The following is a 19,406-nucleotide window of genomic DNA, read 5'->3' on the forward strand; positions in this document are numbered from 1 at the left end:
GACTAACAAATTTGCGTCAAGGCTGTCGCTATCACGCCAACCGGCCCCATTCCAAAGTTGCACATTCCCCACCATGTTCCAATTCCAAACCGGCTTTTGACATCACGGTCTGGATGCGGAATGTTAAAAGGCAGAAAGCCAAACAATGGGAGTCAGTCATGGCAATCTACAAAAGTAACGGTGATCGCGTTCCGGACCACATCGTGGCGATGGCCGAAGCGGCCAAGTCGGGCACGGTGGACCGCCGTGAATTCCTGGCTTTGGCCAGCGTTTTCGGTGCATCGACGGCAATGGCTTACGGCATGCTCGGTCTCGCCGCGCCGACGCCGGCCAAGGCCGAGGACGTGCAGGGCAAGAAGGGCGGCGTGCTGAAGGTCGCCATGTCGATCAAGGATCCCAAGGATCCACGCACCGCCGACTGGTCGGAAATTGCGAACGCCGAGCGCCAGGCGCTCGAGCCGCTGGTGAAGTACACGAAGGAGTACACCTTCGCGCCTTACCTGCTGGCAAGCTGGGATATCAACGACGACGCCACCGAATACACGCTGCATGTGCGGCCAGGCGTCGAATGGAATAACGGCGACAAGTTCGCCGCCGACGACGTGATCTACAATTTCACCCGCTGGGCCGACAAGGCAGCGGAAGGCAACTCGATGCCTGGCCGCCTCGGCAGCCTGGTCGACGACGGCACCAAGAAGCTGCGCGAAGGCTCCGTGGTCAAGGTCGACGACATGACGGTCAAGCTCAAGCTGAGCAAGCCCGACATCGCCATCATCCCGAACATGTGCGATTATCCGGCACTGGTCGTGCATAAGACCTTCGATGAGAAGGGCGCCAACTTCAAGAATTGCCCGATCGGCACCGGCCCGTTCGAGCTTGTCTCCTACGATGTCGGCCAGAAGGTGGTCTACAAGCGCCGCGAGACCGGCAAGTGGTGGCAGGGCGAAGCTTTCCTCGATGGTGTCGAGTTCATCGATTACGGCACCGATCCGGCGGCGACGGTTTCGGCTTTCGAATCTGGCGAAGTCCAGACCAACCACGAAACGACCGCCGACTACATCAAGATCATCGCTGATGTCGGCGCGCCGGTTTCGGAGGTCGTCACGGCGGCCACCGTGGTGTCGCGCTTCAACATCACCCACAAGCCCTATGACAACCAGAAGGTTCGTCAGGCGATGTTGCTTGCGGTCGACAACGCCACGGTGCTGCAGCTCGGCTACGGCAATGCCGGCACCCCGGCTGAAAACCACCATGTCGCGCCGATCCATCCGGAATATGTCAAGCTGCCCGAGGTCAAGCGCGACATCGCCAAGGCCAAGCAGATGCTGACGGAAGCCGGCGTGATCGATTTCGAGCACGAACTGATCAGCAACGACGAAGACTATCACAAGAACACCACGGACGCGATCGCGGCCCAGCTGCGCGAAGCGGGCATCAAGGTGAAGCGCACCGTGCTGCCGAGCTCGACCTTCTGGAACGACTGGACGAAGTATCCGTTCTCGCAAACCAACTGGAACATGCGCCCGCTGGGCATCCAGGTCATCTCCATCGCCTATCGCTCCGGCGAAGCGTGGAACGAGACGGCCTACGCCAATCCCGACTTCGACAAGAAGGTCAACGAGGCGCTCGGCATCGCCGATGCGGAGAAGCGCAAGGTTGTGATGAAGGACATCGAGCAGACCCTGCAGGATTCCGGAATCATCATCCAGCCCTACTGGCGCAAGCTCTACATCAACATCAAGCCCGAGGTGAAGAACCACTCGATGCACCCGACCTATGAGCACGACTTCGGCAAGGTCTGGCTCGAACAGGCGTGATCCTTTTGCGACAAATATGAGGGGCGTCAGCCCCTCTTATTTGCAGCTTCGTCGCCGTTGCGTATTGTGCAACGGTGGCGGAGCCTCACAAGGTATCCGACACAGGGTTGAACCTATCTGACCCCAACCCGGCCGGCAGGGGAGCGCGCATGTTCTCATTCATTGCCAGACGCATCGGCACGATTCTGCTCACGATGCTATGCCTGACGCTGGTCGTCTTCTTTCTCGTCAATCTCGAGCCCAACTTGAAGAAGCTGGCGATCAGCCAGACCGAGATGCACACGTCGGCCGAACAGCTCGAAAGCTGGCTGGTCAATCACGGCTACCGGCAGAACTTCTTTGCGCGCTACGGCCAATGGCTGGGCGTCCTGCCCAAGCAGCCGATCACCGATCCGGCCACCGGCAAGGTGACGCAGCGCTTCTCCTTCTGCAACGACCCGGTCGAGCCGAAATTCTCCGGCGTGCTGCAGGGCGATTTCGGCTGTTCGACCAAGTTCAAGACGACGGTCGCGGCCAAGCTGTTTCCGGCACTCGGCGCCACCGGCATATTGATGTTCTGGGTGCTGGCGGTGATGGTGCCGATCTCTTTGCTCATCGGCATCCTTGCCGGCATGCGCGAAGGCTCGCGAACGGACCGGACCCTGTCGGTGGCCTCGATCGCCTCGACGGCGACGCCCGAATATGTGTCGGGCGTCATCTTCACCGTCATCTTCGCCTCGTGGTTGGGCTGGCTGAACGGCTCGGCGGCATCCGCCAGCCAGGGCATCACCTTCTACAATTTCACCCTGCCAGTGATCACTCTGGCGATCTACGGCACCGGCTATATCGCGCGCATGACACGGGCCTCGATGGTCGAGGTGATGACGCAGCAGTATATCCGCACGGCCCGCCTCAAGGGCCTCTCCTTCGGCAGTGTGGTGATCAAGCACGCGCTACGCAACGCGCTGATCGCGCCTTTCACCGTCATCATGCTGCAGTTCCCGTGGCTGCTCACCGGCGTCGTCATCGTCGAGGTGATGTTCCGCTACCAGGGTTTCGGCTACACGCTGGTCGAGGCCGCCGGCAACAACGACATCGACCTTCTGCTCGGCTGCTCGCTGGTCTCGGTATTCATCGTGCTGATCACCCAACTCATCTCCGATGTCGGCTACGCGTTTCTCAATCCGCGCATCAGAGTTCAATAGGGGGCACGGCGGATGCAGATCGAATATATCGGTGCCTTCGATGTCGTGCTCGGCGTGCTTTGGCGCTTCTGGCCGGTATGGGTCGCGCTTGTCCTGGTGATGGGCGTTAGCTTTACCTACAAGAAAAAGCTCGGGCTATACGGCCAGCTCTTTGACAGCGGCGTCGGCATTGCCGGCGTCGGCATCTGCCTGTTCTGGCTGTTCACGGCGATCTTCGCCTCGACCATCTCGCCTTTCGATCCGCTGGCGCAGGTGTCGATCATGAAGGATACGCTGCCCGGCGCGATCGAGCCGACATCGAAGCTCGTCTACTATTTCGGCGGCGACAAGCTCGCCCGCGACGTGTTCTCGCGCATGGTCTATGGCAGCCAGATCGTGCTGATCATCGCGCCGGCGGCGACCGGTTTTGCGCTGATGGTCGGCATCACGCTCGGCCTGCCGGCCGGTTACTACGGCGGCAAGATCGACACGGTGCTGTCGTTCCTCGCCAATCTGGTGCTGGCCTTCCCGGTAATCCTTTTGTTCTACCTGCTGGTGACGCCAGGCATCATGGATACGCCTATCCCGTACGCCCTGGCGGGGCTGTTCTTCCTGTTCCCGATCATCTTCTTCTGCGTGCTGTTCTGGACCCGCTACAAGAACCGGCCGGACCGGCTCTATATCCTGCTCGGCCTGACGCTCGTCATCGGGGGCTGGATCTATACGGGCCTCGTCTTCGACAAGGATCCGCTGAGGATCGTCCACATCGATCCCAACCAACTCAACATTTTCGTGGCGGTGGTGTTCGCTTCCAGCCCCGGCGTGTTCCGCATCGTGCGCGGGCTGACCATGGATATCAAGACGCGCGACTACGTGGCGGCGGCGCAGACACGCGGTGAATCGCCCTGGTACATCATGCTATGGGAAATCCTGCCCAATGCACGCGGACCGCTGATCGTCGATGCCTGCCTGCGCATCGGCTATACGACGATCCTGCTCGGCACGCTCGGTTATTTCGGCCTGGGGCTGGCGCCCGAGAGTCCCGATTGGGGCACCGCGATCAAGGATGCCAGCCGGCTCTTGCGCTCCTTCATCCACCCGGCGCTGCCGCCGACGATCGCGCTAATGTCGTTCGTGCTGGGCCTGAACCTTTTGGCGGATTCGCTGCGCGAACAGTCGATGAAGGATTGATGGCGGGGCTTCGGGCCCCATCTTCCAGGAAGCAAGGATTGGAGCGACCCATGAACGAGGCAGTTCGAGATCCAGCCAAGACGACCAATGGGCCGATCATCGAGATCGAGAACCTCTCGATCTCCTTCTTTACCCGCAAGGGCGAGATCCCGGCGGTGATGGACTTTTCCTGCACGGTCATGCCCGGCGAGGCGATGGGCATCGTCGGCGAATCCGGCTGCGGCAAGTCGACCGTATCGCTCGGCATCATGCGCGACCTCTCAAACATCGGAAAGATCGTCGGCGGCCGCATCAAGTTCCAGGGCAGGGACATGGGCGAGATGTCCGACGAGGAGCTTCGGGCCATCCGCGGCAACAAGATCGCCATGATCTATCAGGAGCCGATGGCGAGCCTCAATCCGGCGATGAAGGTCGGCCAGCAATTGATGGAAGTGCCGCTGATCCACGACAAGGTCTCGAAGGAAGAGGCCCATAACCGTGCACTGGAGATGGTGCGCGCGGTCAAGCTGCCCGATCCGGAGCGCATGATGCGCTCCTATCCCCACCAGCTTTCGGGCGGCCAGCAGCAGCGCATCGTCATCGCCATGGCGCTGCTGTCGAAACCGGCGCTGCTGCTCCTCGACGAGCCGACGACGGCGCTCGACGTCACCGTCGAGGCCGGCATCGTCGAACTGGTCAAGGGACTGGGCCAGAAGTTCGGCACCTCGATGATCTTCGTGTCGCACAATCTCGGCCTCATTCTCGAGACCTGCGACAAGATCACGGTGATGTATTCCGGCGAGGCCGTCGAGACCGGCAAGATCGAGGACGTGTTCGACCGGATGCGCCACCCCTATACGCAAGGGCTGTTCCGCTCGATTCCGCTGCCCGGCGCCGACAAGAATTCGCGGCCGCTGATCTCCATTCCCGGCCAATTGCCGCTGCCGCATGAGCGGCCGAAGGGATGCAATTTCGGACCCCGCTGTCACCATTTCGTCGAGGGCGTCTGCAATGCCGCCGAAATTCCGATGGTTGCCGTCGAGGGGCATGAGGGCCATTTTTCGCGCTGCGTGCGCTTCAACGAGATCGACTGGGAAGCGCTGCCGCCCGGCGCCAAGAAGGTCAACGAAAAGGTCGAGCCCGGCGCGCCGGTGCTCAAGATCGACAATCTCAAGAAGTACTACAAGGTCGGCGGCAGCGAGGTGTTCGGCTCGAGCGAAGGCCGCGTCGTCAAGGCCAACGAGACGATTTCGTTCACCGCGCGCGAGTCCGAAACGGTCGCAATCGTCGGCGAGTCCGGCTGCGGGAAATCGACGCTCGCCAAGGTGCTTTTGGGGCTTGAGACCGCAAGCTCGGGCACCGTGACGCTGGGCAACAAGGAGATCCAGTCGACCGGCATCGAGAGCCGCAATGTCGAAACGGTATCGTCGATCCAGATGGTGTTCCAGAACCCGTTCGACACGCTAAACCCCAGCCATACGGTCGGCTCGCAGATCATCCGCACGCTGGAGAAGTTCAATGTCGGCAAGACCGTCGCCGAGCGGCGCAAGCGCATGCTGGAGCTGCTCGACCTGGTGAAGCTGCCGCGGGCCTTCGAGACCCGCAAGCCGCGCCAGCTCTCAGGCGGCCAGAAGCAGCGCATCGGCGTGGCCCGCGCCTTCGCTGGCGACGCCAAGGTGGTGGTGGCCGACGAGCCGGTCTCGGCGCTCGACGTCTCGGTGCAGGCGGCGGTGACCGAGCTCTTGATGGACATCCAGCGCAAGAACAAGACGACGATGCTGTTCATCAGCCACGACCTGTCCGTGGTGCGCTACATCGCCGACCGTGTCGTCGTCATGTATCTCGGCTATATCGTCGAGCAGGGCACGACGGACCAGATATTCTCGCCGCCCTACCATCCCTACACCGAGGCGCTGCTCTCGGCGATCCCGATCGCCGACACCAGCGTGGTCAAGAAGCACATCGTGCTCGAAGGCGATATCCCATCGGCGATGAATCCGCCGACCGGCTGCCCCTTCCAGACGCGCTGCGGCTATAAGAAGCTGGTGCCGGACAATCTGTGCGAGACGACGGTGCCGCCGGTGAAGAATCTCGGCAACGGCCATATGAGCCTGTGCTGGCTGTCGGACGATGTCTTGGCGAAGATGGAGCCGGTCATCAAGTTCGACAAGGAGCATGCGGCACATGAAGGCGTGCCGGACGACGCGCCGCACGGCACCGGGCCGGGCTTTGCCGGCACCCCGCCCAAGCGCCCGAGGGGCAAGAGGCCGAAGTCGAATTAAAACTTCGCCGGGTCCCGGCCTCAGTTCCCACATTGCCGCAACTGGGCGGCGTAGTCGCGGGCCATTTGGTCCGTGGCGCGCGCGTAGTTCTGCACGCCGGCATCGCCGCGATTGCCGCGTCCGTAGGCCGACCAGCCGAGATAGTAGGCGAGATAGAGACTGTAGGTGTCGTTGCGGGCGACGCCGAAGCTGTCGACAGTCTTGGAATGATACCAGCCGACGAAGTCGATGGCGTCGGCGAAACGGCTGCGGCGCGCCGCCCAGTTGCCGGTCTCCATCTGATATTGCGACCAGGTGCCGTCCAGCGCCTGCGAATAGCCCGCGGCGGTGGAGACATGTTTCCAGGGAATGAAGCCGAGCAGCTTGGCGCGCGGTGGCCGGGCGTTGCTCTTGAAGCCGGATTCCTTGCGCACCGTCGCCATCAGCACCGGAACGGGAACGCCGTATTTTTGTTCGGTGCGCTCGGCGGCGGACTGCCAGTTGTCGAACCAACCGTCATTCTGGTCGAAGACGGCGCAGACATTGTTGATGTGGCTGGGCGCCGTCGCGCAGGCCGAAAGCGCCAGCAGCACAGAGACAACGACAATTTTACTAAAACTCGAGCTAGGCATCGGAAGACGAATAGGGCGAAATCATAAAAGGAATCTTTCGAGCTTCCTTAACGCCGGCCGAGGCGCCTCGATTTGACTCTATCGATATTTCGACGTCGTTCGTCGCATTTGTCTTCATCAGAACGAAAAAATGCCGCCTTGGCTAAAATCACGCCGGCAAATGGCGAATTCCTGACAGCTCGCGCCTGACGTCGGCGCTCTGATAGACGCATGACCGAACCAAGACGAAAACGCGGCGCCGAACGGACCAGCAACCGCGGGCCCGCCCCCATTCCGCAGCTGCCGCCACGGCGTGTGGTCAACCCTTACCCGCCCATGGCGGTGCTTTCGGCCGACCAGATCGAGTCCATTCACCAGGCCTCGATGCATATTCTCGAAAGTTTCGGCATCGAGGTGATGAGCCCGCGAGCGCTCGCGCTGTTCGAACGCGCCGGCGCCAAGGTCGATCACAGCTCGATGAATGTGCGCCTCGATCGGGGCATGGTCGACGAAGCGCTGAAGACGACACAGGCCGGCTACACACTTACGCCACGCAACCCGGCTCACGCCGTTTATCTCGGCGGCAACACGATCAACTTCACGCTGGTGGCCGGGCCGCCCAATGTGCACGACATGGAGCGCGGCCGCCGCGCCGGCAATCTCGCCGACTATTGCGATCTCGTCCGGCTGGCGCAGCATTTCAACTGCATCCATATGCTGGGGAACCAGGTCTGCGCGCCGATCGAGCTGCCGGCGAATTCGCGGCACCTCGACACCTACTTTGCCAATCTGACGCTGACCGACAAATGCTTCCATGTCTCGGCGATCGGCCGGGGCAGGGCGCTGGACGGCATCGAGATGATGGCGATCGCGCGTGGCTTGACTCTCGACCAGATCGGCCGGGATCCCGGCGTCACCACCATCATTTCCGTCAACTCGCCGCGCCGCTTCGACGAGATGATGGCCGAAGGGCTGATGACCATGGCCGAGTTCGGCCAGTCGGTGGCGGTGACGCCGTTCACGCTGATGGGCGCGATGAGCCCGGTGACGCTTGCCGGCGCGCTGGCGCAGCAAAATGCCGAGGCACTGTTCGGCATCGTGCTGACCCAATTGGTGCGGCCCGGCGCGCCGGTGACGTATGGCGCCTTCACTTCCAATGTCGACATGAAGTCCGGCGCGCCGGCCTTCGGCACGCCGGAGAACACCAAGGCCAACATCGCTTCCGGGCAATTGGCGCGGCGCTACAATCTGCCGTACCGCACGACGCCGGGCTCGGCGTCCAATGCCGCCGATGCGCAAGGCGCCTATGAGACGCTGATGGCGCTGTGGGGTGCCGTGCTTGGCCACGGCAATCTCGTCTATCATGCCGCCGGCTGGCAGGAGGGCGGACTGACGGCCTCATTCGAAAAACTCATCATCGATGTCGAGATGATGCAACATATGATGGAATTCCTGCGGCCGATCGTGGTCGACGAAGGCGAATTGGCGGTCGACGCATTGGGCGCCGTGCCCACCGGCGGCCACTTCTTCGGCGAGCCGCATACGCTTGAACGCTATGCCACCGCCTTCTATCAGCCGATGCTTTCCAACTGGCAGAACTACGAGGCCTGGCAGGAGGCCGGCGCGCTTGACACGACGGCGCGCGCGACCCGGCTCTGGAAGAAGGCGCTGGGAGAGTACGTTCAGCCGACAATGGACCCAGCCGTGCGCGAGGCACTTGAAGCCTATATGGCGCGCCGCAAGGAAGCGATCGGGCACGGCGAGCCGTGACTTTTCCGTCGGCGCGAGGCACCCCCCTCTGTCCTGCTGGACATCTCCCCCTCAAGGGCGCCCTCAAGGGGGGAGATTGGATGTCACCTCGGCCTTCGCCAATCTTCAGCGCGGGGAATTTAGCGAGACGCATGAACTGCCAATCTTCTCCCTTGAGGGGGAGATGGCCGGCAGGCCAGAGGGGGGTGCCTGGCGCTGCCTTTCCGATTCAATTTGTCTTCCCAACTCACTGAGATAACGAGAAGAACCCATGAAGTCGCATGCAAAGGTCGTGGTCATCGGCGGCGGTGTCGTAGGATGTTCCGTGCTGTTCCATCTTGCCCGCCACGGCTGGACGGACGTGGTGCTTCTGGAGCGCGATGAGCTGACCTCGGGCTCGACCTGGCATGCGGCCGGCGGCATGCACACCATCAGCGGCGATCCCAACGTCGCTAAGCTGCAGAAATACACGATCTCGCTTTACAAGGAGATCGAGGAGCTTTCCGGCCAGGCTACAGGCGTGCATCTGACCGGCGGCGTGCTCTTGGCAGCAACCGAGGCGCGGCTCGACTGGCTGCGCGGGGTCGTCTCCAAGGGCCGCTATCTCGGCATCGACCTCGAGGTGATCTCGGCGAAGGAAGCGGCCGAGTTGATGCCGCTCATCGATCCGAAGCAATTCGTCGGCGCCGTGCGCAACAAGGAGGACGGCCATCTCGATCCCTCCGGCGCCACCCACGCTTACGCCAAGGCGGCGCGGAAGCTGGGCGCGGAAGTGGAGCGCTTCACCAAGGTCGAGGACATCGTGCGCCGGCCCGACGGGCTTTGGCGCGTCATCACCAACAAGGGCGATGTGATCACCGAGCATGTCGTCAACGCCGGCGGTCTTTGGGCGCGCGAGGTCGGCCGCATGGTCGGGCTCGAACTGCCGGTGCTCGCCATGGAGCACATGTACCTGATCACCGAGGACATGCCGGAGGTCGCCGACTGGAACAAGAAGACCGGCACGGAAATCATCCATGCGGTCGACTTCGACGGCGAGCTCTATCTGCGCCAGGAGCGCGGCGGCATGCTGATGGGCACCTACGAGAAAGCCAACAAGGTCTGGTCCGAATTCTCCACACCCTGGAATTTCGGCCATGAGCTCTTGGAGCCGGACATCGACCGTATCGCGCCCTCGCTCGAAATCGGCTTCCGTCACTTCCCGGCCTTTCAGAAAACCGGGATCAAGCAGATCATCAATGGCCCCTTCACCTTTGCGCCGGATGGCAATCCGCTGGTCGGTCCGGTGCGCGGCCTGCCGGGCTTCTGGGTCGCCTGCGGCGTCATGGCGGGTTTTTCTCAAGGCGGCGGTGTTGGCCTGGCGCTCTCAAACTGGATGATCGAGGGTGATCCCGGCGCCGATATCTGGGCGATGGACGTGGCGCGCTACGGCGACTGGGCGACGATGGCCTATACCAATGCCAAGGTGCGCGAGAATTACTCGCGCCGCTTCTCGATCCGCTTCCCGAACGAGGAACTGCCGGCCGGGCGTCCGCTGAAGACAACGCCCCTTTACGACACATTGTCGGCCAAGGGCGCGCAATGGGGCGTCGCCTTTGGGCTGGAAGTGCCGCTCTGGTATGCGCCCGAAGGGGTCAAGGACGAGTTCTCCTGGCGGCGGTCGACCGATTTCGACCATGTCGGCAGCGAAGTGGCCGCCGTTCGCAACGGCGTCGGCCTCTCGGAGATCTCGAGCTTCGCCAAGTACAAGGTGACGGGCGAGGGGGCGGCAGCCTGGCTCGACCGTCTGCTTGCCTGCAGGTTGCCGAAACCCGGCCGCATGACGCTGGCGCCGATGCTGAAGGAAGACGGCAAGCTGATCGGCGATTTCACGCTCGCCAACATCGACGACAGCGACTGGTTCATCGCCGGCTCCGGCGTCGCCGAGCAGTACCATATGCGCTGGTTCGAAGCGCATCTTCCGAAGGACGGCTCGGTGGAGATAAAATTGCTGGGGCAGAAGCTCACCGGCCTAGCCATCGCCGGGCCGAAGGCGAGGGCGGTGCTGGCCAAAGTCACCCGCGCCGACGTCTCCAGCGCGGCGTTCCCATTCATGGCCGTCGCCAGGATGGATATCGGCATGGCGCCCTGTCTTGTCGGCCGCGTCAGCTACACCGGCGATCTCGGCTATGAGATCTGGGTGGCGCCGGAATATCAGCGCGCCGCCTACCAGGCGCTGATCAGGGCCGGCGAGGAATTCGGCATCGGCCTGTTCGGGTCGCGCGCGCTCAATGCGCTCAGGCTCGAAAAGAATTACGGTTCATGGGCGCGCGAATACCGGCCGATCTACGGACCGCTCGAGGCCGGGCTCGACCGTTTCGTCGCCTACGGCAAGGAGGCCGGGTTCATCGGCAAGGAAGCCGCCATTGCCGAGCGCAAGCAGGGCGGCAAGCTCCGGCTGCGCGCCTTCATCGTCGAGGCCACTGATGCCGACGTCATCGGCGACGAGGCGATCTGGCACGACGGCGTCGTGCGCGGCTGGGTGACGTCCGGCGGCTATGCGCACAATGCAAAAAAGTCCATCGCCATGGGCTACGTGCCGAAGGAGATCGCCGACAGGCCCGACGGCTTCGAGATCGAGATCCTCGGCAAGCGCCACGCCGCGCGCATTCAGGCAACGCCGCTGTTCGATGCCAATTTCGAGCGGATGCGCGCCTGAAAAACAGGCGCGCGTCCGCACAGGGCATCAGGCGCTGCGGCGGTTGTCGAGCGCGAAAGCGCCGGGACCGGCAAAGACCAGATAGAGGAAAATGAAGCAGAACGAGATCGCAGCGTCGCCGCCATTGTTAACGGGGAAGAAGTCGCGCGGGAAATGCGCCATGAAATAGGCGATGGCCATTTCGCCGCAGAGCAGGAACGCCACGGGTCGGGTCAACAGCCCCAGCGCCAGCAGGATGCCGCCGGCGAATTCAAGGATTGCGGACGTCAGCGCGAGCCCCGTCAGCGCCCCGGCATGGGCGCCGGCGGGGAAATTGAACAGCTTCTGGGTGCCGTGCTCGGTGAACTGCAACGCCGTCATGATGCGAAGCACGCCCAGCGCCTGCGGCTGATAGCGGGAGAGACCTTCAAAAAGCTTCATCTAAACTCCATCTTGCCCTTCCGGACCCGCCATAAATTATCGCCCGGAAGCGGACCATTCACTTCCCATGCCCTGCCATCAACAATCGGTGAGTGGGCATGAGTTCACCTCTTCCGGCTTATTCTCGCCGTGGTTGCAATTGTCTCTCATAAGTTGTATTGATGCGCGGATACACCAAATCATCCGGGAATCCATCGCCATGAAAAAATTCGCCATCAGCCTCTTCGCATTCCTTGCAGGCACGAGCTTCGCCATAGCTGCCGATGCTGGTTGTGATGCCTTCAAATGGCCGGTGACACGCGAGCAGGCCCTGTTTCCGTCAGCGTCCGCCGCCCAGTCCGGCGCGGCCCTGACAGTCGGGCAAGCGGCGGATTTCTCACTTGCAGCGGTCGACACGATCGGGTTTGAAGTTCCGCCTGGACGTGCACCGGCAGCCGGCACGTTCGGCGCGATGGCAAGCGTGACCGTACCGGCTGAAGGTGAGCTCCAGTTCAGCCTGTCCGATGAGGTCTGGATCGATGTCGTCCAAGACGGCCGCGCCGTGAAGTCGGCGGGCTTCAGCCGCGCGAAGACCTGCCCAGGCATTCGCAAGAGCGTGCGCTTCAAGCTGTCGGCCGGTCCGGCCACCGTGCAGCTCAGCGGCGCCAAGAAGGCCGATCTCAAAGTGGCGGTGCTGACGCCGGAGTGACGCCCAAGAGGGCGACGCCGGCGCCGGGCCAGCGCTCCCCTCTGCCCGGCCCGACCTCCGCAGCAGCTGCGCCGCGGCTGCGGAGGATGGACCGGATATCTGCCCCACAAGGGGGCGGCAGTTTCTACCGCCCAGGCGCCAGCAGCGCGAAATGCGCGCCCTGCGGGTCCTGGCATTGGACGATCCACTGCGCGCTCGGCACCTCCATCGGCCCCATCAATACCTTGCCGCCATTGTCGGTGACACGCTTGGCGGCGGCGTCGATCGCGTCGACGTTGAAATAGAACTGCCAGACTGGGATCGGGATCTGCGGCGGCTTGTTCATCATGCCGCCGCCGGATTCGGGGCCGGCGCCGAAGGTCTGGTAGATGCCCATCTCGCCCATGTCGAACTGACCGGCGCTCTTCCAGCCGAACTGGCTGGAATAGAAGTCGAAAGCGGCTTTCCAGTCCGAGGTGTAGAGCTCGTGCCAGCCGACATGACCGGGCGTGGTAGCGGGTACCGGCGGCTGCTCGGGCTGGTTGGGCTGCAGGAACATGAAGGTCGCGCCCTGCGGGTCGGCGACGACGGCGAAGCGACCGACGCCGGGAATATCATCCGGCGCGCGATGAACGGCACCGCCAGCGTCCTTGAGCGCCTTCGTCGAGGCATCGACGTCCTTGGTGTAGATGTAACCGAGCCAGGCCGGCGGCATGCCCATCTTGGCGGCATCCTCCGGCATCGTCATCAATCCGCCGACGCCGCGCAGGCTGGAATTCACCACGATATAGCGCGGCATGCCCGACGCCTTGTCGAAGGGCTCGGCCCGCCAGCCGACGACAGCAGTATAGAAAGCCTCGGCGGCGTCGAGGTCGGTGGTCATCAGTTCGTACCAGAAGAAGGGTTTTGCGGCATTCGGCATGGTCGGTCTCCTCACCGGTTCAGGCAGCGATCGCGGTTCCGATCCATCGTAGGACGATCTCGGCGACAGAAATCCGACATCTGGACCAGAAATCGAGAACGGCAAGGCGCTCATGCATGTCACTCAAAAATGCGCAGCGGTTTTGGGCGGCCGACACGCATCAAAATCGGAGCTTGAAGCGCGTCGGCCAATCCGTTCTGCGCGAAGCGCCATAGGAACCGTGATCTTGCATGGCCCGGGGTTTTAGCCTTTGCTGCGGGCAACGAGGGGCTGTCTTCCATGCGTGAATGTCGCTTACGCCCGAGAGTGGCTTTGTGCCATCGCGAGGAGCTCGACCCTGGTCCGAGCGGGGACTGGACCCAGCTTAACGACGACGATTTCCGCGCGCTCGCCTCGCGCCTGTCAGACGAGGCCGACGAGGGGCCGCTCTGGGTGTTCGCTTATGGCTCGCTGATCTGGAAGCCGGCGTTGGAATCCATCGAGCAACGCCGCGCCTCCGCCTATGGCTGGCATCGCTCCTTCTGCCTCGACATGGTGCGCTGGCGAGGCAGCGCCGCGCAGCCGGGGTTGATGATGCTCGAGCGCGGCGGCTTTGTGACGGCGTCATCTATCGTCTGCCGGACGGCGAGAAGCCCGCCCAGATCGAGAGATTGCTGCGGCGAGAAATCGACGATCATGAAAGCGTCAGCTCGGTCCGGTGGGTTCCGGTACGCACGGCGCAAGGATCGCTGCGGGCGCTGGGTTTCTGGGTCGGGGTACGGGTAGGGGCACGTCGCTCAGGCAGCCGCTCGAAAGGGTGGCAAAGATACTGACACGCGCGTGCGGCCATGTAGGTTCCGGCGCCGAATATCTTTACTACACCGTCAGCCACCTCGAAACATTCGGCATCCATGACGGCAATCTGTGGCGCCTGCAGGAGCTCGTGGCCGACGAGATCAGGTCGATCCATCCCTCCAGGATTGAATGCGCTGAACCGACAGACATCGGCGTGGCGAAACATGACTGATATTATCATGTTTTTATGCAAGCAATACAGCAGCTTGGCCGAAAATTGACCAATTGATAAAAAAATAAAACGTGCTAGCCTTCCTCAAAACAAACAAGGGGAACTGGAATGGCGACTGGTCATTTCATCGAAGGCATAGCCGGCGGCCGGCTGTCTGCCGAGCAGTATGCCGATAATTTTTCCGACCTGCACCCGCCGCTCGATCATCACGAGGCGCTGGTCGAGTCCGATCGCTGCTATTTCTGCTACGATGCGCCGTGCATGAATGCATGCCCGACCTCGATCGATATCCCGATGTTCATCCGGCAGATCGCGACCGGCAATCCGCTGGGCTCGGCCAAGACCATCTTCGACCAGAACATTCTTGGCGGCATGTGCGCCCGCGTCTGCCCAACGGAGACGCTGTGCGAAGAGGTCTGCGTGCGCGAGGTGGCGGAGGGCAAGCCGGTGCAGATCGGCCGCCTGCAGCGCTATGCGACCGACGTCGCGATGGATGAGGGCAAGCAGTTCTACAAGCGCGCCGAACCGACCGGAAAAACGGTCGCCGTGGTCGGCGCCGGGCCAGCGGGCTTGGCGGCGGCCCATCGCTTGGCCCGCCACGGCCACGATGTGACGATCCTCGAAGCGCGGCCGAAGGCTGGCGGCCTCAATGAATACGGCATCGCGGCTTACAAGAGCGTCGACGATTTCGCTCAGGCCGAGGTCGACTACGTCACCGCGATCGGCGGCATCGACATCCAGAACGGCAAAGCGCTCGGACGGGACTTCCAGCTTTCCGACCTGATCCGCAACTACGATGCGGTGTTCCTTGGCCTCGGGCTCGGCGGCGTCAATGCGCTGCGCGCCGAAGGCGAGGATACGGATGGCGTCGCCAACGCAGTCGAGTTCATCGCCGAACTCAGGCAGGCAAGCGACCTTTCCAGCCTGCCGGTCGGCCGCCGCGTCGTCGTCATCGGCGGCGGCATGACGGCGATTGACGCCGCGGTGCAGTCGAAGCTGCTCGGCGCCGAGGAGGTGACGATCTGCTACCGGCGCGGCCAGGAGCATATGAATGCCTCCGGCTTCGAGCAGGATCTGGCCGCCGCGAACGGCGTCACGATCCGCCACTGGCTGCAGCCGAAGCGCGTCATCGCCGAGAACGGCAAAGTGTCGGCGATCGAGCTCGAATACACAGCCATGAATGGCGACAAGCTCGCCGGTACCGGCGAAATGCTGAGGCTCAACGCCGACCAGGTGTTCAAGGCGATTGGCCAGAGCTTTGTGCCGGCTCATCTCAACGGCAGCGTTGCCTCCATCGAGCTCGATGGCGGCCGCATCAGGGTCGATGCCGAGGGCCGCACCTCGCTGGCGAAAGTCTGGGCGGGCGGCGACTGCATCTTCGGCGGCGACGACCTGACGGTCTCGGCCGTGGCGCAAGGCCGCGACGCCGCCGAATCCATCCACCGGGCACTGACCTCTAACGGGAGGGCATGAGCATGGCAGACATCCGCAACACCTTCGTCGGCATCAAGTCGCCAAATCCGTTCTGGCTGGCTTCGGCGCCGCCGACCGACAAGGCCTATAATGTCGAACGCGCCTTCAAAGCCGGCTGGGGCGGCGTGGTCTGGAAGACGCTTGGCGAAGAGGGCCCGCCGGTCGTCAACGTCAACGGCCCGCGCTACGGCGCGATCTGGGGCGCCGACCGCCGGCTGCTCGGCCTGAACAATATCGAGCTGATCACCGACCGGGACCTGCAGACCAATCTGCGCGAGATGAAGCAGGTGAAGATGAACTGGCCGGATCGGGCGCTGGTCGCCTCGATCATGGTGCCTTGCGAGGAGGAAAGCTGGAAGGCGATCCTGCCGCTGGTCGAGGAGACCGGCGCCGACGGCATCGAGCTCAATTTCGGCTGCCCGCACGGCATGAGCGAACGCGGCATGGGCTCGGCGGTGGGCCAGGTGCCGGAATATATCGAGATGGTGGTGCGCTGGTGCAAGCAGTATACGCGCATGCCGGTCATCACCAAGCTGACGCCGAACATCACCGACATCCGCAAGCCGGCGCGCGCCGCCAAAGCCGGCGGCACGGACGCGGTGTCGCTGATCAACACCATCAACTCGATCACCGGGGTTGACCTCGACAGTTTCGCGCCGCAGCCGACCATCGATGGCAAGGGCTCGCATGGCGGCTATTGCGGCCCGGCGGTGAAGCCGATCGCGATGAACATGGTGGCCGAGATCGCGCGCGATCCGGAAACGCACGGCCTGCCAATCTCGGGCATCGGCGGCATCACAACCTGGCGGGATGCTGCCGAATTCATGGCACTCGGCGCCGGCAACGTGCAGGTCTGCACCGCGGCAATGACATACGGCTTCAAAATCGTGCAGGAGATGATCGCGGGGCTGGAGAACTGGATGGACGAGAAGGGCCACGCCTCGCTGTCCGACATCATCGGCCGCGCCACACCCAATGTCACGGACTGGCAGTATCTCAACCTCAACTATGTCGCTAAGGCGCATATCGACCAGGACGCGTGCATCAAATGCGGGCGCTGCCACATCGCCTGCGAGGACACCTCGCATCAGGCGATCACCAGCATGGTCGACGGCGTCAGGCATTTCGAGGTGATCGAGGCCGAATGCGTCGGGTGCAATCTTTGCGTCAATGTCTGCCCGGTCGAGGGCTGCATCACCATGGAACCGCTGGCCGCCGGCGTGCTGGATCAGCGCACGGGCATACCGGTGTCGCCGGTCTACGCCAACTGGACGACGCATCCGAACAATCCGATGGCCAAGGTGGCCGCGGAGTAGGGAACACTTTTGAAGGAAATGCGGCGCCTTCGGGTGCCGTTTTTCGTTACCTATATTGCAGATAAGAGTTATCCATGATAAGTACTATCCATGAATTGGAGCCAAAGATCGTGAAGCTGGGAGAGGGCGTCGAAGCGGCGATCCACTGCGCCGCCATGCTTGCCGGCGTCGACGGCAACAGCACCATGTCGGGCGCGGCCATGGCCGAGGCGTTCGGCCTGTCGCCGAGCTATCTCTTGAAGCATCTCAATCAGCTGACAACGGCGCGCATCCTGGAATCCGTGCCGGGGCCGGCAGGCGGCTACAGGCTGGCGCGGCCGGCCGAGCGGATCACGCTGCTCGACATCGTGCTTGCGGTCGAGGGCAGGGAGCCTGCCTTCCGCTGCGGCGAGATCCGCCAGCGCGGCCCGGTCAAGCTCGACGCGTCGGCCTATGTCAAACCGTGCGGCATCAATGCCGCGATGCTGAGGGCCGAGCGCGCTTATCGCGCCGCGCTTGCCGATGCAAAGCTCTCCGACATCGTCGCCGATTTCATGAACGACGCCGATCCCCGCACCGTCGCCGCAAGCTGCGCCTTCGTCGAACGCCATCAGCGGGCGCAGAAAGTTCAACAACCAAGCAAAGCGTGAAAGGTAAGAGAATGAAACAGAGGCTGCAGTTCTTCGCCAAGGCGCCTGAAATCATGAAGGCGGTGATGGCGCTCAACAAGGCCGTCGAGGAGTGCGGGCTGGAAGAAAGCCTGATGCACCTGGTCAAGCTCAGGGCTTCGCAGATCAATGGCTGTTCCTATTGTGTCGAGATGCACAGCCGCGAGGCAAGGCGAGATGGCGAAACGGAGCAGCGGCTTTATCTGGTCGCCGCCTGGAAGGAGTCGCCGCTGTTTTCCGAGCGCGAGCGCGCCGCGCTCGCCTGGACCGAGAAGGTGACAAACATCTCCGACAACGGCGTTCCGGACGATCTCTACGCCAGGACGCTGGAGCAGTTCTCCGAGGAAGAGCTGGTCAAGCTGACAGTGGTGATCGGCATGATCAACACCTGGAACCGGCTCTGCGTGTCGTTCCACGCCATCCATCCGATGCCGGCCGCCAAGGCTGCCTGATCATCCAAAGCCGCGCGGATCCGAAGACGGTTCCGCGCGGCTTTCATTTGCGAGATCAATGACATGTTTGAGAATTTTCAGAGCGAGATTCTGTTTGCCGCGCGCCCGCTGCTCGGCGGCGCCTTCGTCTCTGCCGGCCTGCGCAACGTCCAGCACAAGACCTGCTCATCCCAATGATGACGGCACGCGGCGTGCCAGGCAGGGCCGGCATTGTGGCTGGGCATGTCCTGCAGGTCGCGCCGGACGGCAGGTGATCGGCGTCTTGTTCACCGCGCTGGCGGCGGCAAGCCTGATCCTGTTCCTGATCGTCGCGACGGCCGATGTTTCACCATTTCTGGACATCAGGGTCCGGATCGCGCCTCACGCATCAACGGCTTCGTCGGCAATGTCGCCCTGGCCGCGGGTTCCTGGCGCGGGTCGCGCACTATGCCTGACAACCGCACTCGGATTCCGCGCAATCGATGGCGCCGCGTTAATCGGTTTGTCGCGATTGTCCTGTATTGGCAAAAAACAGGTTCGCCCGTCGGAGCGTTCATGGAGCAGAGCTGGACTGCATTCTGGGCACGCGTTTCGGATGCCTTTCACCAGGCGCTGGCTCCGTTCCGTGCAGTCGCGGGAGCCTTCGGCCAGCATCCGAGCGACATTCAGATATGGTGCTTTCTGTGCGGCGTCTTCTTCCTGGCGGTCGTCGCCATACAGACCTATGGCGACATCATGCTCAGGCGACGCGGCGCCTTTGCCACCGGCAAGGTGATCGGCATCGACAAGTCGAGCGACGGGCCGGACACGCCGATCATCGAATTCGCCGACCGACTGGGCAAGACCTGGCGTTTCTACTCGCACCTGCCGGTCAACAGAACGACCGGGAACGTCGGCGCAGCGGTCGAAGTGATTTATGACCCTCTCCACCCGAAGCGGGCGCGGGAAGTGGGCCGCCCGCTGATGAAGGCAGTCCACCTGGTTGTCTGGTATGCGGTCGTCGCCGGGCTGATGGTGCTGGCCTTCCTGCCCGGCCTCATTTCCAATTGATCCAT

The 19,406-nt window shown here is 62.8% G+C and carries 15 protein-coding genes and 1 pseudogene; 13 read left to right on the forward strand and 3 right to left on the reverse strand.

From position 1 onward, the window contains the following. Positions 1–158 precede the first annotated feature (158 nt). The 4 genes from A9K66_RS25185 (at position 159) to A9K66_RS25200 (ending at position 6,432) form a co-directional block, all read left to right on the forward strand. Complete coding sequence (locus A9K66_RS25185; RefSeq protein ID WP_067328929.1) at positions 159–1,817, forward strand: ABC transporter substrate-binding protein; 1,659 nt, start codon at positions 159–161, stop codon at positions 1,815–1,817. A 149-nt stretch (positions 1,818–1,966) separates the two neighbouring features. Beyond that, positions 1,967–3,001 (forward strand): ABC transporter permease, encoded by a 1,035-nt coding sequence (locus tag A9K66_RS25190; RefSeq protein WP_067328931.1) that lies wholly within the window; start codon positions 1,967–1,969, stop codon positions 2,999–3,001. Positions 3,002–3,013: 12 nt separating this feature from the next. Further along, positions 3,014–4,171 carry an ABC transporter permease gene (locus A9K66_RS25195; protein WP_066990564.1) on the forward strand — a complete coding sequence of 386 codons (1,158 nt, stop codon included), beginning with the start codon at positions 3,014–3,016 and terminating at the stop codon, positions 4,169–4,171. 50 nt (positions 4,172–4,221) lie between these two features. Continuing rightward, a complete protein-coding gene (locus A9K66_RS25200; protein WP_067328934.1) occupies positions 4,222–6,432 on the forward strand; it encodes an ABC transporter ATP-binding protein in 2,211 nt (736 codons plus the stop codon). A gap of 20 nt (positions 6,433–6,452) precedes the next feature. Here A9K66_RS25200 and A9K66_RS25205 read toward each other — a convergent pair whose 3' ends face one another. Beyond that, positions 6,453–7,043 (reverse strand): transglycosylase SLT domain-containing protein, encoded by a 591-nt coding sequence (locus A9K66_RS25205; RefSeq protein WP_067328936.1) that lies wholly within the window; start codon positions 7,041–7,043, stop codon positions 6,453–6,455. A gap of 210 nt (positions 7,044–7,253) precedes the next feature. Between A9K66_RS25205 and A9K66_RS25210 the strand changes: the two genes are divergently transcribed. Both A9K66_RS25210 and A9K66_RS25215 read left to right on the forward strand, forming a co-directional pair. Next, complete coding sequence (locus tag A9K66_RS25210; protein WP_067328938.1) at positions 7,254–8,792, forward strand: trimethylamine methyltransferase family protein; 1,539 nt, start codon at positions 7,254–7,256, stop codon at positions 8,790–8,792. Between the two features lie 250 nt (positions 8,793–9,042). After that, the gene (locus A9K66_RS25215) at positions 9,043–11,469 is read left to right on the forward strand and encodes an FAD-dependent oxidoreductase (RefSeq protein WP_067328940.1); all 2,427 of its coding nucleotides are present in this window, start codon (positions 9,043–9,045) and stop codon (positions 11,467–11,469) included. A 27-nt stretch (positions 11,470–11,496) separates the two neighbouring features. On the opposite strand, the gene A9K66_RS25220 is transcribed toward A9K66_RS25215, so the two are convergent. After that, positions 11,497–11,889 carry a DoxX family protein gene (locus A9K66_RS25220; RefSeq protein ID WP_067328942.1) on the reverse strand — a complete coding sequence of 131 codons (393 nt, stop codon included), beginning with the start codon at positions 11,887–11,889 and terminating at the stop codon, positions 11,497–11,499. 199 nt (positions 11,890–12,088) lie between these two features. On the opposite strand from A9K66_RS25220, the gene A9K66_RS25225 reads away from it, so the two are divergent. Next, positions 12,089–12,577, forward strand: a complete 489-nt coding sequence (locus tag A9K66_RS25225) for a hypothetical protein (RefSeq protein WP_067328944.1) — start codon at positions 12,089–12,091, stop codon at positions 12,575–12,577. A 124-nt stretch (positions 12,578–12,701) separates the two neighbouring features. Here the strand turns inward: A9K66_RS25225 and A9K66_RS25230 are convergent, their stop codons facing one another. Beyond that, positions 12,702–13,478 carry a VOC family protein gene (locus A9K66_RS25230; protein ID WP_067328946.1) on the reverse strand — a complete coding sequence of 259 codons (777 nt, stop codon included), beginning with the start codon at positions 13,476–13,478 and terminating at the stop codon, positions 12,702–12,704. A gap of 279 nt (positions 13,479–13,757) precedes the next feature. Here A9K66_RS25230 and A9K66_RS25235 point away from each other — a divergent pair. The 6 genes and pseudogenes from A9K66_RS25235 (at position 13,758) to A9K66_RS30865 (ending at position 19,401) form a co-directional block, all read left to right on the forward strand. Then, positions 13,758–14,484: pseudogene (locus tag A9K66_RS25235) on the forward strand (gamma-glutamylcyclotransferase). 108 nt (positions 14,485–14,592) lie between these two features. Further along, complete coding sequence (locus A9K66_RS25240; protein WP_067328948.1) at positions 14,593–15,957, forward strand: NAD(P)-dependent oxidoreductase; 1,365 nt, start codon at positions 14,593–14,595, stop codon at positions 15,955–15,957. A 2-nt stretch (positions 15,958–15,959) separates the two neighbouring features. Beyond that, positions 15,960–17,273 carry an NAD-dependent dihydropyrimidine dehydrogenase subunit PreA gene (preA, locus tag A9K66_RS25245; RefSeq protein WP_067329150.1) on the forward strand — a complete coding sequence of 438 codons (1,314 nt, stop codon included), beginning with the start codon at positions 15,960–15,962 and terminating at the stop codon, positions 17,271–17,273. A 110-nt stretch (positions 17,274–17,383) separates the two neighbouring features. Beyond that, positions 17,384–17,902: an Rrf2 family transcriptional regulator gene (locus A9K66_RS25250; protein ID WP_067328950.1), complete on the forward strand. Its 519-nt coding sequence runs from the start codon at positions 17,384–17,386 to the stop codon at positions 17,900–17,902. Positions 17,903–17,913: 11 nt separating this feature from the next. Then, positions 17,914–18,372 (forward strand): carboxymuconolactone decarboxylase family protein, encoded by a 459-nt coding sequence (locus A9K66_RS25255; RefSeq protein WP_067328952.1) that lies wholly within the window; start codon positions 17,914–17,916, stop codon positions 18,370–18,372. Positions 18,373–18,582: 210 nt separating this feature from the next. After that, positions 18,583–19,401 carry a DUF3592 domain-containing protein gene (locus A9K66_RS30865; RefSeq protein ID WP_197507519.1) on the forward strand — a complete coding sequence of 273 codons (819 nt, stop codon included), beginning with the start codon at positions 18,583–18,585 and terminating at the stop codon, positions 19,399–19,401. The last annotated feature ends 5 nt before the right edge of the window (positions 19,402–19,406 follow it).

This window comes from Mesorhizobium sp. AA23 (assembly GCF_001672435.1).
Classification (GTDB): Bacteria; Pseudomonadota; Alphaproteobacteria; order Rhizobiales; family Rhizobiaceae; genus Mesorhizobium.

Bases quoted from the DNA above. Each gene is read 5' to 3' on its own strand.
- A9K66_RS25190 (WP_067328931.1), top strand. From the start codon at position 1,967: ATGTTCTCATTCATTGCCAGACGCATCGGCACGATTCTGCTCACGATG.
- A9K66_RS25225 (WP_067328944.1), top strand. From the start codon at position 12,089: ATGAAAAAATTCGCCATCAGCCTCTTCGCATTCCTTGCAGGCACGAGC.
- A9K66_RS25200 (WP_067328934.1), top strand. From the start codon at position 4,222: ATGAACGAGGCAGTTCGAGATCCAGCCAAGACGACCAATGGGCCGATC.
- A9K66_RS25230 (WP_067328946.1), bottom strand. From the start codon at position 13,478: ATGCCGAATGCCGCAAAACCCTTCTTCTGGTACGAACTGATGACCACC.
- A9K66_RS25215 (WP_067328940.1), top strand. From the start codon at position 9,043: ATGAAGTCGCATGCAAAGGTCGTGGTCATCGGCGGCGGTGTCGTAGGA.
- A9K66_RS25195 (WP_066990564.1), top strand. From the start codon at position 3,014: ATGCAGATCGAATATATCGGTGCCTTCGATGTCGTGCTCGGCGTGCTT.
- A9K66_RS25220 (WP_067328942.1), bottom strand. From the start codon at position 11,889: ATGAAGCTTTTTGAAGGTCTCTCCCGCTATCAGCCGCAGGCGCTGGGC.
- A9K66_RS25205 (WP_067328936.1), bottom strand. From the start codon at position 7,043: ATGCCTAGCTCGAGTTTTAGTAAAATTGTCGTTGTCTCTGTGCTGCTG.
- A9K66_RS25255 (WP_067328952.1), top strand. From the start codon at position 17,914: ATGAAACAGAGGCTGCAGTTCTTCGCCAAGGCGCCTGAAATCATGAAG.
- preA (WP_067329150.1), top strand. From the start codon at position 15,960: ATGGCAGACATCCGCAACACCTTCGTCGGCATCAAGTCGCCAAATCCG.
- A9K66_RS25210 (WP_067328938.1), top strand. From the start codon at position 7,254: ATGACCGAACCAAGACGAAAACGCGGCGCCGAACGGACCAGCAACCGC.
- A9K66_RS25240 (WP_067328948.1), top strand. From the start codon at position 14,593: ATGGCGACTGGTCATTTCATCGAAGGCATAGCCGGCGGCCGGCTGTCT.
- A9K66_RS25185 (WP_067328929.1), top strand. From the start codon at position 159: ATGGCAATCTACAAAAGTAACGGTGATCGCGTTCCGGACCACATCGTG.